Annotated in this window: 9 protein-coding genes; 6 read left to right on the top strand and 3 right to left on the bottom strand. The window is 60.1% G+C overall.

What is annotated here, in order from left to right:
- Positions 1-267: 267 nt before the first annotated feature.
- The 4 genes from ACSQ83_RS12710 (at position 268) to ACSQ83_RS12695 (ending at position 4,782) form a co-directional block, all read left to right on the top strand.
- Positions 268-2,073 (top strand): putative bifunctional diguanylate cyclase/phosphodiesterase, encoded by a 1,806-nt coding sequence (locus ACSQ83_RS12710; RefSeq protein ID WP_436228362.1) that lies wholly within the window; start codon positions 268-270, stop codon positions 2,071-2,073.
- Positions 2,074-2,519: 446 nt separating this feature from the next.
- Positions 2,520-2,996, top strand: a complete 477-nt coding sequence (locus tag ACSQ83_RS12705; RefSeq protein WP_436228361.1) for a response regulator — start codon at positions 2,520-2,522, stop codon at positions 2,994-2,996.
- Between the two features lie 101 nt (positions 2,997-3,097).
- Entirely contained in the window at positions 3,098-4,315 is a 1,218-nt protein-coding gene (locus tag ACSQ83_RS12700; RefSeq protein WP_436228360.1) for a sensor histidine kinase, read from the top strand.
- Positions 4,312-4,782 carry a LytTR family DNA-binding domain-containing protein gene (locus ACSQ83_RS12695; RefSeq protein WP_436228359.1) on the top strand — a complete coding sequence of 157 codons (471 nt, stop codon included), beginning with the start codon at positions 4,312-4,314 and terminating at the stop codon, positions 4,780-4,782. The genes ACSQ83_RS12700 and ACSQ83_RS12695 overlap by 4 nt, the downstream gene beginning before the upstream one ends.
- Here ACSQ83_RS12695 and ACSQ83_RS12690 read toward each other — a convergent pair.
- The 3 genes from ACSQ83_RS12690 to ACSQ83_RS12680 all read right to left on the bottom strand — a co-directional run bounded on the left by ACSQ83_RS12690 (position 4,779) and on the right by ACSQ83_RS12680 (position 9,199).
- Positions 4,779-5,873 carry a phosphoserine transaminase gene (locus tag ACSQ83_RS12690; RefSeq protein WP_436228486.1) on the bottom strand — a complete coding sequence of 365 codons (1,095 nt, stop codon included), beginning with the start codon at positions 5,871-5,873 and terminating at the stop codon, positions 4,779-4,781. The two genes, ACSQ83_RS12695 and ACSQ83_RS12690, sit on opposite strands and share 4 nt — an antisense overlap.
- The gene (locus ACSQ83_RS12685; protein WP_436228358.1) at positions 5,870-7,246 is read right to left on the bottom strand and encodes a hypothetical protein; all 1,377 of its coding nucleotides are present in this window, start codon (positions 7,244-7,246) and stop codon (positions 5,870-5,872) included. The genes ACSQ83_RS12690 and ACSQ83_RS12685 overlap by 4 nt, the downstream gene beginning before the upstream one ends.
- A 132-nt stretch (positions 7,247-7,378) precedes the next feature.
- On the bottom strand, positions 7,379-9,199 hold the full coding sequence (locus ACSQ83_RS12680; RefSeq protein WP_436228357.1) for a DUF3857 domain-containing transglutaminase family protein: 1,821 nt from the start codon (positions 9,197-9,199) through the stop codon (positions 7,379-7,381).
- A 340-nt stretch (positions 9,200-9,539) separates the two neighbouring features.
- Here ACSQ83_RS12680 and ACSQ83_RS12675 point away from each other — a divergent pair, with 340 nt between their 5' ends.
- Positions 9,540-11,045 carry an ATPase domain-containing protein gene (locus ACSQ83_RS12675; protein WP_436228356.1) on the top strand — a complete coding sequence of 502 codons (1,506 nt, stop codon included), beginning with the start codon at positions 9,540-9,542 and terminating at the stop codon, positions 11,043-11,045.
- Between the two features lie 3 nt (positions 11,046-11,048).
- Positions 11,049-13,106 carry an ATP-binding protein gene (locus ACSQ83_RS12670; RefSeq protein ID WP_436228355.1) on the top strand — a complete coding sequence of 686 codons (2,058 nt, stop codon included), beginning with the start codon at positions 11,049-11,051 and terminating at the stop codon, positions 13,104-13,106.
- Positions 13,107-13,129 lie beyond the last annotated feature (23 nt).

Here is a 13,129-nt window from a genome sequence, read left to right as displayed (position 1 = left end):
TCAGTGCCCCTCAAGCTGGCTTTCTAGCCGAGTCGTAGCGTCATGCTGAACTCGACCTGTTCCCAGCCCCCGCCCGGCATAAACCGGCGCATCACGCTCATTGAGCGTCGAGCACTCCGGAAAACCATCAGCCCACGAGAAAGCGCCGTCGTCTTCATCGCAACGAGTTGTAACAGCCTGTGAATTTATGCGTGTATAGTCGTTCGTCATCCTTTCGAACACATGTCCGAGTCAAATCTGTATCGGCAAAATCTCACGGAGAATCCGTTGAATCCGCCTAATCAGTTCGAATTGCCGTCCCCCCTTATAGAGCGACATCGACTCTATGTCCTGCAAGCATCGTGTCTTTTGGACACGCCGCCAGATGCCGCGCTGGATCGTGTCACCGAGCTTGCCGCGCGTCTATTCGGCGTACCAATTGCACTGATTTCCCTGATTGATGAGAAGCGCCAATGGTTCAAGGCACGCGTTGGCGTGGAGGTGGCCGAAACCGAACGCAGGGACGCATTTTGCGCGCATACGATCCTTCGTCACAATGTTCTGATCGTGCCCGATGCTTTGCTCGATCCGCGGTTCAAGGAGAACCGGCTGGTGCTTGGTGATCCTAACATCCGGTTCTACGCCGGCGCTCCGTTGCGAACGCGTTCGGGCGTACCTCTCGGCAGCTTGTGCGTAATCGATACCAAATCGCGCGATGACTTTAACGAGTCGCAGCAGGAATTGCTATCGCAACTGGCCGAAATGGCAATGGACAGGATCGAAGCGCTACGCTCGATCGCATTCGTCGATCCACCCACGAAACTCCTAAACCGCGCACGGTTCAGTGATGACGTTCGTACGATGTTCGAGGAACGCCGAACCGGGCGCGCATTCCCGACCCACGCTGTCCTGATTAACGTCGTTCCTCTAGGGTATCTCGATCAAACATCGATCTCGGTCGGCATTGTCGCTGCCGACAGGCTGATGGCAGCGATTTCTGTGCGTGTCGAGCAGGCGCTTGCCGAAAAGGGTACGGTGTATCGGGTGGACTACGCGCGTTTTGCCGTGTTCGTCTATGGAAGCGAGAGCGCCGCCATGCGCGTCATTGAAGCAGCATTGAGGGCCTTCGACGCACCGCTGGTGGTCAACAGAATTCCGGTTGATTTATCCCCAACTGCGGGTTTGGTCGACTTGTCCGGCATCGATGAACCTACCGATGTCCTACGGGCCTTGATGTCAGCGTCTGAGGTCGCCAGACGCGCACGTGTTCCATTCAGAAAGTTTGCAAAGCGCATGTTTGCGGCCCAGGAACGTACCTTCTTGATTCTCAACGCATTGCCTCAAGCACTGCGCGACGAGCGTCAATTGAGTCTGGCTTACCAGCCACGAATCGATTTGCGCACGGGCCGATGTGTGGGTGTTGAAGCGTTGCTACGCTGGTTTCATCCGCTGCTGGGCGCAGTTTCACCGGCAGAATTTATCCCGCTTGCGGAAAAGACCGCACTGATGCCCGCGCTCACCGACTGGGTCATGGACAACGCACTGAAACAGCTATCGACGTGGCGGCGGGCCGGCATGCTATTGAATATGTCCATCAACGTATCTGTACTTAATCTGGAGCAGCGTGGCTTCGTTATTCGCTACACCTCCCTGCTGCACAATCATGGCATTGAACCTGCGCAGGTGGAGTTGGAGGTGACCGAGGGGGTGCTATCCCTGAACGGGCAATCCGTGACGGGCAATCTTCGCGACGTCGCGCGGATGGGCAGCACGATTGCCATCGATGATTTCGGTACGGGCTACAGCAATCTGTCCGCGCTGCAGCATTACTCGGCCTCGGTACTCAAGATCGATCAAAGTTTGATTCGCCGTGTCCTGGATTCGCAGTACTCGAGAATTCTGGTCGAAGGCATTATCGCTCTTGCGCACAAGCTTGATTATCGGGTTGTGGCCGAGGGCGTTGAAACGCTCGAAATCCATGAAGCGGTGGCTGGATGGAAGTGTGACGAAGCTCAGGGATATCACATAGCCAAGCCGCTAGCGGCGGTGAACTTCGAGGCATGGTATTCAGACTTTACAAAAGACATCGTCTAAGGAACGGCACGGCCCCATCTCATTCGTTTCACAACAGACGGCACCGCAGCGTCGAGTCGAGAAAAACCCGTTTCAGGTAATACCCGAGCGCAACGCACTGGTGATTCTTTTCTTTCGGGAAGCGAACGGCCGCTTGCTGGAAAACCGACTGGCCGCTGTGGTCGGCTGCGGCCTTCGGCGAGTGGCGCCCTTCTAGTACACGCGCCCCGCGCCAGCAGGTCTTATCGCCCACCGCCGCCCACTGCATTGAACGATTCGCCTAAGTCCGGGTAGTCTCACTAATCCGTCGCGCTGCAGCACGACCAACTTGATTCAGCCACGATCTCGATCACGTGTCGATTCGCTCATACGCGACGAAGGACATCGTCATATAGATTAAGGTATTTTGGCATCCCTATAGGTATGGGCACAAACGGTGCTCACGATGGACCAAATTCTGAGCCCCTATGCCTTCAAATCTCGAAAGTTCAAAGCAACCCTATCTCAAAAGCTCGCTCTCGCGAGCCTGGACCGACCGACGTATTGCGGCCTATACCGAGCCCCTGCGTGTATTAGTGGTCGACGACAACATAAATGGTGCTGAAGCGCTCGCCGCCTACCTTTCGCTCGACCCCGTGGAGTGCCGAATTGCCCTGAGCGGTGCTCAAGCCATTAAAATGGCAACCGCTTGGTTGCCTGATGTGATTGTGATGGACATTTCTATGCCTGGGCTGAATGGGCTCGAGGCAACGCATGCGCTAAGGCGTGATTTGCGAACAAGCAGTATCGTGATCATCGCTTTTACCGCGCTCGATGAGGCAGAGGTCCTCCGGCATCTATTGCACACGTCGTTTGACGGCTACTGCCAAAAAGGACAGTCGCCGCTGGTGCTGGTCGCGTTAATCGATTCGTTTGGACGCCAGCCCCGAAGCAGGCAATGGTGATAGAAGAATGATTTTGCGGCACGGTAACTATTGCTGCCAGTACGCCCTTGCCCGTAAGCTCGGACATCTGTTTTTATACAATTCTTGTCTCGTGGCTCTCAATGATCGATACGCCTGTTCGCCCGCTGCGCAAATTCTCCGACTTCATTCGCAAGCATCGGGTCCGCCTGACCGAGCAATGGATGAAGGCCGTTTTCGGCGACGTCGACCTCGTCGGCGCTGACAAGCTCACTTACGAGCAGCTCGCCGATCACTTGCCGGAAATTCTCGACGGATTGTGCGCCGCGCTCGACGTCGAAGATCTCGAACGTGTCGAGCCGGCCATCGAGCGCGACGCGAGAAGCCATGGTTTGGTCCGCTGGCGCCAGGGCTATCGGATCGAGGAGCTCGTTCGCGAACTCGATTTGTTTCATCAGGCGCTCGCGAACGCCCTGGAAGAATTCGCCGACCAGGACAGCACGTTCACTCGTCGCCACGAAGGGCGGGCACGGCGCCTCGTTGCCGAAACACTCAGCATGGTAACGCTCACGTCGATCAAGGAAGTGGTCAGCGAACGTGACCGCAAGATCGACGAGTACACAGGCCGGCTCGAGCGCGCCAACCACGAGCTGACGCTCAAGCAACGGCTGGTCAGCGATCTCTACGAATCGCGCATGCAGATCACGCGCAGCGTGGTCCACGATCTGCGCAATTTTCTGAATGCGTTTTCAGTTGCTCTGCAGCTAATCGGTCGCGCGCCCTTAAAAGCCGACGTGGCGCTAACGATGGCCAATCGGCAGGCCGCCGACATGAAAGAACTCGTCGATCAAATGGTCGAGTACTCGGTCGTGCTTGGCGACGCCGCTCCGCTCACGCTCGAACAAGTCGATTTACAAGAACTCTATGATGAACTCGTCACCTCCGCACGGCCGGCTATCGAGGCCAAAGGGCTGACGTGGCGCGCGAGTTTCGACCCTGCGCTGGCCACCGTCACGTCTAATCGTCTTAAGCTGAAGCAAATTGCGATCAACCTGTTATCGAACGCGACCAAATACACGACGTCGGGTGAAATCAGCCTGAACTTCTCCATGGCCGGCTCGGAGCAGTGGTCGATCCGCGTGTTCGACACGGGTATGGGAATCGCGCCTGAGGACTCAGACCGAGTGTTCGACGAATTCGAACGGGCCGCAGGCGAAGATATTCCTGGCACCGGTCTAGGTCTCGCAATCGTCAAGGAGCTTTGCGGTGCTTTAAGCGGGCAGATCGATTTCGTCTCCCGCGAAGGCGTAGGGACCAAATTCGAAATCCGCTTTCCGCTGATCCCGGCAGAACCTCAATGAGCGTGCTGCCGATTGCGTTGCGGCAGAGGGAGTTATCCCAGGCCGCGGAGCCATCGCTGGATGCTGCCATTCGTACGTTGCGTGAGCTCTTGCATGCGAATACCAATGCTGCGAGCCCTCAAGGCAAACTTGCGCCCGCGATCCCGATGCGGCTGATCCAGGCGAGCGCCGGCAACACCATCACCATGGTGCCGATCGCCGACGTGCTCTATTTCGAAGCTGCCGATAAATACGTTCCTGTGGTTACGGCCGAACGCGAACACCTGATCAGGATCTCGCTGCGCGAACTGCAATTGCAACTCGATGCGGACACTTTCTGGCAGATTGATCGCAGCACCCTTGTGCGTTGTGATGCCATTGTGAGCGCGTTACGCGACGAAAGCGGCGAACTCACGCTGACGTTGCGCAGTCACGCGGACAAGCTGAGCGAGAGCCGCCTTTACGCCTATCGGTTTAAAGGCCTTTAACCTCGCAGCCGGCGAAACTCTCTCAGCCACTCCGACAGCGCCGCAACTGCTTCGGGCGTTACCGCGTTATAGAGCGAAGCCCGCAGGCCGCCGATCGACCGATGCCCTTCCAGTCCATGTAAGCCCGCGCGGCGAGCGTCATCGATAAACCGCGCTTCCATGGCGGCATCGGGAAGACGGAAGGCGACGTTCATCGTCGACCGGCAAGCACGCTCACCGTGCACGCGATAGAACTCTGGCTCCGCATCAATCGCGCGATACAGCCGCTCCGATTTCGCGAGGTTGATTGCCGCCATGTTGTGGACGCCACCTATCTCGTCGCGCAGCCAGCGCGTCACCAGCATCAATACATAGATGGCGAACACCGGCGGCGTGTTGTACACCGAACGCGCCTGAATATGCGTCCGATAATCAAGGAAGGTTGGCAGCGCATGCGTTGCCCGTTGAGCGAATTCATCGCGCAGAATCACCACGGTGACGCCGGCTGGCCCGAGGTTCTTCTGCGCGTGCGCGTAGATCATCGCGTAACGGCTAATGTCGATTGGCGCGGCCAGCAGATTGGACGACATGTCGCAGACCAGCGGCACGTCGGGCAGGCCCGGGATGTCCGTAAATTCCAGCCCCTCGACCGTTTCGTTGGACACGTAATGCAGGTAGGCGGCATCCGGCGCGAGTTGCAATTCATCCGTCCCAGGCAAACGTCGATAGCCCTCCGCGCTGCCGTCCCACACCACACGCGTTGTTCCTTCGTGCAGCGCTTCAACCGGCGCCTTCGCGCTCCAGTAACCAGACACAATGTACTCGGCATGCTTGCCGCTGTGACGCAGGAAGTTCATCGGCAGCATGGAGAACTGCAGGCTGCTGCCGCCCTGCATGAACAGCACATGGTAGGTGTCGGGGATGCCGAGCAGGACGCGCAGGTTACGCTCGGCTTCATCGAGCACGCTGCGGAACCAGTCGGATCGATGGCTCATTCCGAGCACCGACAAACCGGTCTCTGGCAATGCATTGATAGCAACGCTCGTTTCGCGCAGCACCGACGCCGGTAACGCGCCCGGTCCGCCGGAAAAGTTCATGGTCTTGTTCATCAGCCCGCCGTCCGGTGCGCCAGCATGCGCTCGAACGCATCGATGATATGTTGCACATGCGGGTTTTTGTGAGCGAGCACGCCGCTATCGCGCTCGTAGTGCGCGAGCATGGTCGCGTTGGCTTCGAACACGAAGACCTGGCCGTCGGGCAGAAGCGTGAAATCAATACCGCCGTAGTCCAGATCGAGCCGCTGCCCGATAGCTTCGATGGCGTTCATCGCGCGCTCGCCGAGAGTAGCACGCGGGTCTTGCAGGAAGCGACGTTCTTCGTCGAGCTTCCAGGCGTGGCTTTCCATATCGGCGGAAAAGTAATGCGCGATCCAGTGCGGCGAGATCACAAGGTGATAGGGGAGCGGCCGGCGATCGACGTAGATCACGCGGTACTTGCGATAGAAGTCATCGGCTGATTGGCAATCGCGAAACGCCGTCAGGTACTGGGCGCCTGCTTGAGCTTGCGTCGATAACCGGGCTTCAAGTGTTTCGATTGTGTCGCAGAGAATCAGGCCGTCGCCGCCGTGCGCGGCAACGGGCCGGGCGAGGAGGGGAAACGTGACGGCGTGATCGGCGAGTAGCGAAGCGAGTGCATTGATGTCTTGCGCTTTGTTCTCCGCTTCGTAGCGCACGCACGGCGCTGTCTGTACGTCACCGAGACCGTCGAGCAGCGCGGGCAGCTTGTGCCGTGAAGTCCGGGAGATGGCTGAACTCGGGTTGAGCCACGGACGCGAACACTGCGCCGCGAAACGCGCGAGCCTGTCATTCAGAGGCGCTGCAATATCCGGATCGCCGATGGCGTTGAACACGAGATCGAAGGCGGGGAGATGAGCGTCTTCGCCGTCGGCGGCGTAGTCGATTGCGTACTTGATACGGCGGTTTCTCGCGCCCGGAAGCAAAGCGTCGAACGGAACATTACCTGTACTTTTTCCTGCGCAGAGGATCAGGACAGAGCGAGTCCAGCCCGGTGTTTCTTCGACGAAAACCCGCTGGATTCCATAAGCACGCTCGCGATAAATCTCGGCAAGCGCCATGTTTCCTTGGCCTGTGTGGATGGCCGCAAGGTTCTGGCACGCTACGGCGATGTTCGGGTCGAGCGCGAGCACGAGTTCATACCAGCGCACGGCGACTACGTGATCGCCCTTCATGAAATAGCCTGTGGCGACATCACACAAGCCGTTCGTGCGGGCGTCCGGCGAGCCGGTTGCGTACGCGTCGAGCGTGTGGGCCGCGATCAGCTGCGCCAGCGCGCCGAGTTCATCGCCGGCGAGGCGGCATGCATCGGCGAGCGCGCGGTGAACCGATGCATCGAGCGACGTGATCGCGCTCAAATGATCAATCGGCGCAGACGGATGTTCGGGGGTTCTCGCGGGTTCTTGGGTCATCGTGGCCTGGCCGTGTGCATTGGGACGTTCCGTCGATGCTGGTTTTGCAGCATAGCGGCGTCGCCCGACATTCCGGTTACAGGCACGCATGCCGCGATTACGAAAACTTACGCGCGGGTCGGACGGGCTCGGTCACGGCTGCATCGCCTTGACGATGATCTGCGCATCTGCGTCCCGTTCGATGCGCTTCAACACTGGCTGCATGGCGGCGAAGTCTTCGGGCGTGCATACCTGCTTGCCGAAGTTTGTCTTCAAATGACGCTCTGCCTGAAACAGGTTTGTCGCGGGATCGAAGACATAACGCGATGAATAATCGATGAACGCGTTGGTGAAATTCGCGTCGGTGGGGACATCGGTGACGTGCACGGTCTTTGGCAAGGTGACTTGCGCGACTTCATCGAACGTGCCGCCGGAGCACATGAACGGCTGGGTACGCACGCGCTCGGCGAGCAGGTTCTCAACCTGCGACGCGATCCCGCCGGACAGGCTTGTCAGCGCGGGCAGGGCGGTCGTGCCGGTGGTCCACACGACGTTGTCGAGCGTCCCGACGATGGTAGTCGTCAGCGGACCATTGCTTGCGTTCAGGTCGCTGGCCGTGAGCGTGGCGACGCCGCGCAGGCCGGTGGCCCGAAGGCGGGTATCGGCGATTTGCTTGCGGCGCTCGGCCGTCGCGTGCAGCAAGTTCGATCGCTCCGGCCCGGTGCTCCATCCGGCGTCCTCCACCTGATCGGCGAACGCGGCGGAGCCATCGGGTGCTACATCGATTTGTAAGCGCGCTGTGCGTGACAGCGGTTCGGTAGCGGGCGTGCGGGACAGCGAGCCACTGTTGACCAGCAGCGTTGGACGGTCCATGTCAGCGAGCGGGAGATTGCCGAACTCGATGCTCAGCGCCGTTGAGTCGGCATACAGTCCCAGCCCGGGCATCCATGTGATGACGTGATTGATCGCGCTGCCGCCATAGCCCGGAACGGACGGCAGCGTGTAGACCGAGCCGAGGCCGATCAGGGCCGGCTCGTTCTCGATACCCACCGCGGACAGCAACGCGCCGTAGAGCGCGACGTAGTCTTTGCAGTCGCCGTATCGGTTGGCGAGGATATCGGCGGCTCGGTGGGGAATGGCGGGACTTTGTCCCAGGAACAGCGACACGTAGCGGATGTTGTGGCGCACCCAGTCGTAGAGCGTGGCTGCTTTCGCACGCGGGTCGGACTCGTTGCGTGTAAGCGATTGCGCGAGGGTGCGCACGGCTGGATCGTTCGCGCTCGGATCGATGGTGCCATCGCGATAGCTCGCGGCAAAGCTGCGGAAGTCCGGGAATGTGGACACCATCAGCCGGTCGCCGTATTGCGCATAACCGACTGAGCCCGCTTCCACCCGATCGTAGTGGGCGCGGCTGTAGTCGAATTCGTAGCGCGTGCGGCCGCCCTGGGTGACCGGCGGCACGGCGACGTAGCCGCGTGCGTCGGCATAGAGCGGTTTATCGGCGGGCAGGTCGAAGATCAGCCGTTGTCCTTCCACTGGGGTACGTCCGGGCTCGACGAAATAATCGAATTGCCCCGCGATGACTGGCTTCGACTGGGTCTTGTGAAACCGCAGATGCACGGTGGATCCTGTGCTTACGCCGGGGAATACGACGGCTTTCAGGCGCGAGTCTTCGAACGTGGGTGCGCCTGCGGAACGCGGTTCTTGGACCTCGCGGATCTGTTCGGGGGCGACGATGTGTTTGATGCCGTCGCGGCCCAGGGAGTAGGCGTCGGTTATGTCGATGGTTGACGTCGATTTGTCGAACCAGATGTAGCGTTGGGCGATTTCACCGACGCCTGCGGGTGTGTTTGCGCGCAGGGTGGTTTCATCGTCTTCGGTCTGGGAGCCGTCTTCGGCTACAACAAAGGTGTGGATGTCGCTGACTAGCGCGGATGGTTGCGCGGTTTCGATGGTTTCCGTGGCGAATGCCAAGTGCGATGCTGTCCATGCTAGTGAAGCTGCTAGCAGTACGTGGTGTTTGATAGTCATCGGTCTTGAGGTCATAGGGGCGGTTTTAGCGGGCGCATTGGTGTCAGGTTTTGAGGGTAGCGGGCGGGATTTGTGGCGGGTTGCTAGGTTCTGAGGTTAGCGGTCGGGTTAATTGTCCCGACCGCTAACCCCGCCTCACCTCAAAACCGTTCACCGGCGCGAGCAACCCCTTGGGCCTGATCTTTGCTTTTACCTGACATATGCGACTGCCAATCGGGAGCGAAGCCGCCCCTGGCCCTGTTCCCTTGCGAGACCGCTGCGCCTATTGAATCCTATCCTTACTATGAGCACACAACGTCAGCCGTCCCTTCCCGCACCACGCATGTCGACGGGCATCACCGGGCTAGACAACATCCTGGGCGGCGGATTGACGCCGAACCGCGTGTACTTGGTCGAAGGGTCTCCGGGGGCTGGAAAAACCACTCTCGCCCTGCAATTTTTACTGAAGGGCGCCGAACTGGGCGAGGCCGGCTTATACATCACCCTGTCCGAAACGCGCGATGAATTACTCGCCGTAGCCGATGCCCATGGCTGGAACGTCGACCCGTTATCTATCATCGAACTGCTCTCCGATGAAGGCCTGGACCCCGAGTACGAGCAATCTATCCTGCACCCGGCCGAAGTAGAACTGGGCGAGACGGTTGAAAACGTCATGCGCCAGGTTGAAACCCTCAAGCCCGTACGGATCGTACTAGATAGCTTGTCGGAGCTCCGGCTGCTGTCGCAGAACCCGTTGCGTTACCGCCGCCAGATCCTCGCGCTCAAGCGCTATTTCGCGACGCGCGAATGCACCGTCTACCTCCTCGACGACAACACCTCCGACCCCAACGACCTCCAGCTTCACAGCATCGCGCACGGCGTGATCAGCCTCGACCAGCTAGTCCACGATTACGGCGGCGCGCGTCGCCGTGTGCGCGTGGCAAAAATGCGCGGCATCAAGTTTCGCGAGGGCTTCCACGACTTCACGCTGGAGACTGGCGGTATCGATATCTATCCACGTCTGGTGGCCGCCGAGCATCACGCTGAATTCGCAAACGCACCGGTATCGACAGGGTCTAAGGGTCTCGACACCATGCTCGGCGGCGGCCTGATCCCCGGCACGAATGCGCTGCTGACCGGACCATCCGGCGTGGGCAAGACCACGACCGTGGTGTGTTGCCTCGTGGCGGCACTCAAGCGCGGCGAGCGTTGCATCTACTATCTCTTTGATGAAACGCTCGGCACGCTGTTGATGCGTTCGAAGTCGCTCGGCATGGATCTGTCGACGTATCTCGACAACGGTTTGCTGACGTTGCGCCAGGTCGATCCCGCCGAGATGTCGCCCGGCCAGTTCACCAGCGACGTACGCGAGGCGGTCGAAGACGACGGCGTGACCTACGTTGCCATCGACAGCCTGAACGCGTATCTGCAAGCGATGCCCGGCGAGCGCTACCTGCTGCTGCAGATGCACGAGTTGCTCGGCTACCTCAACCAGCGCGGCATCGTGACCTTGCTCGTGCTCGGCCAGCATGGAATTGTTGGCGAGGTGCAGACGGACATCGACATCAGCTACCTCAGCGACGTCATGGTCCTGTTTCGATACTTTGAACATCAGGGCGAAGTGCTGACGGCGCTCGCCGCTGTGAAAAGCCGCGGCAACGCACATGAACGCACGATCCGCCAGTTCAGGCTGACGCACGGCGGCCTTGAGTTGAGTGAAGCATTGCGCGACTTCGATGGCGTGCTCGCCGGCCTGCCGACGTATCGCGGCGAGTCAACCATGTTGGGCCCCCACGCGAGGGGTCGTTAAGCCGTGGAAAACCGTGTCCTAATTCTCGCCCCACGCGGCCGCGACGCGGACGTAGTCGGCGAAGTGCTGAGCAAGGATAGCCGCAACTGCGTCGCTTGCGCGAACGCCGCGATGCTTCACACCGAGCTGCGCAGCAATGCGGGTACGGCGCTGATCGCGGAAGAAGCACTCTCCGATAACGACATGCCGCAGGTCTTCCAGTGGCTCAACCAGCAGCCAACGTGGTCCGACTTTCCACTCATTCTGCTTGCCACTAAACGCCCCGAACGACGCCCAAAACACGCGCTCGACCGGCTCGAATTGCTGGGTAACGTCGTCGTGCTGGAGCGTCCGCTCAATGCCGAAACGTTGCGGCGCGCGGTATCGTCGGCGCTGCGTGCACGCTTGCGGCAATACGAAGCGCGGCGCCAGCTCGCCGAGCGCGTGGAAGCGCAGGAACGGCTGCATCTGGCGCTGGCGGCGGGGCAGTTGGGATCGTGGGAACTCGATGTCGAGACCGGCGCGCTGCGATCCACCGAAGCGTTTCGCAAGATCTACGGGCACAAGGGACCCACGGTGGACTACGAGCAGATCATTCAGATCGTGCATCCCGATGACCGCGAGATGCGTCAGCATGCACTGGATAGTTGCATCGATAACAACACGAACCTCACGGTTGAATATCGCGTGATCTGGCCGGACAACACCGTTCACTGGGTCCAGTCCCGCGGCCACCCGATGCGTGCGCCCGGCAGCGTCCCGGGGACGACTACGACCCGGATTATCGGCGTGTCGCTGGATGTCACCGACCGTCACGAAGTCAACGAGAAGATCCTCGCGAGCCAGATGGTGGTCGAGCGTTTGAACGACACGCTGGAGAGCCGTATCGCGGAACGGACGCAGGAACTGGCGTCGGCGAACGACCGCCTGATGAAAGAGATCCACGAGCGCGCGAAGGTCCAGGCGGTGCTCGTGCAGTCGCAAAAAATGGAAGCGCTCGGGCAACTGACCGGCGGCATCGCGCATGACTTTAACAACCTCCTGAACGTGATCATGGGCAACGCGGAACTCATCACGCGCGTGAGCCGCGATGAGCGCGTGCAGACCATGGCGCAGACGGTCAAGCGCGCGACCGAGCGCGGCGCGAAGCTGACCGGGCAACTGCTCACGTTTTCACGCAGCAGCAATCTGGACCTGAAGGCCATCGACGTCATTTCGATGCTGCATGGCATGCGCGACATGCTGACGTTATCGCTGGGAACGGGCATTCATTTCGGCACGCGCTTTGACGTCAAGGAGGCCTGGACCGACGCCGATGCCAACCAGCTCGAACTCGCCGTTCTCAACTTGGCGATCAATGCCCGCGACGCGATGCCCGACGGCGGCTTGCTCACTATTCGCGTGAGCCAGCGCGCAGCGCCTGACGAAACGGTGCCGCCGGGACACTATGTGGTGATCGGCGTAAGCGATACGGGCACGGGCATTCCACCGGAGTTGCTGACGCGTGTTTTCGATCCGTTTTTCACGACCAAGCCGGTCGGCAAGGGCACGGGTCTCGGCTTGAGCCAGGTTTATGGTATTGCGAGTCAGGCTGGCGGAACGGCGCGCATTCACAGCGAGCCGGGCGACGGCACGACGGTCGAAATATGGCTGCCCTTGCGCGAGCGCGTGGTGGTCGAGGCGGAGGTTGCGGAGCCGGGTGAGGAGATCACGGGCGCGCACGAACGGATTCTCGTGATTGAAGATGATGTCGACGTACGGACCTCTCTCGTCGATTGCCTGAAGATGCTCGGCTATGCGGTCACCGAGGCCGCGCATGGTCGGGCGGGATTGGAGCGGCTGTCCGCAGACAATCCGGACTTGCTCGTGGTCGACTTCGCCATGCCCGGCATGAACGGCCTGGAAGTGATTGCCGAAGCGAAGCGCTCACGTCCACAACTGCCTGTGATCCTGGCGACGGGGTACGCTGATGTAGATGTATCGAAGGACCGCGTGGAAGGATACGCGGTGCTCAGGAAGCCGTTTCAGATCGGGGATCTTGCGCGCACCGTGAAGGCTGCGCTGACGCGCTCGCATGTGTGACCGCGGCACAAAACGCACAACGC

The sequence above is a fragment of the Caballeronia sp. LjRoot29 genome (assembly GCF_964252755.1).
Taxonomy (GTDB): Bacteria; Pseudomonadota; Gammaproteobacteria; order Burkholderiales; family Burkholderiaceae; genus Caballeronia.
Note: the sequence above shows the minus strand (reverse complement) of the source record. Positions and strands in the feature narration are given on the sequence as shown.

Bases quoted from the DNA above. Each gene is read 5' to 3' on its own strand.
- ACSQ83_RS12695 (WP_436228359.1), top strand. From the start codon at position 4,312: ATGAGCGTGCTGCCGATTGCGTTGCGGCAGAGGGAGTTATCCCAGGCC.
- ACSQ83_RS12700 (WP_436228360.1), top strand. From the start codon at position 3,098: ATGATCGATACGCCTGTTCGCCCGCTGCGCAAATTCTCCGACTTCATT.
- ACSQ83_RS12675 (WP_436228356.1), top strand. From the start codon at position 9,540: ATGAGCACACAACGTCAGCCGTCCCTTCCCGCACCACGCATGTCGACG.
- ACSQ83_RS12705 (WP_436228361.1), top strand. From the start codon at position 2,520: ATGCCTTCAAATCTCGAAAGTTCAAAGCAACCCTATCTCAAAAGCTCG.
- ACSQ83_RS12685 (WP_436228358.1), bottom strand. From the start codon at position 7,246: ATGACCCAAGAACCCGCGAGAACCCCCGAACATCCGTCTGCGCCGATT.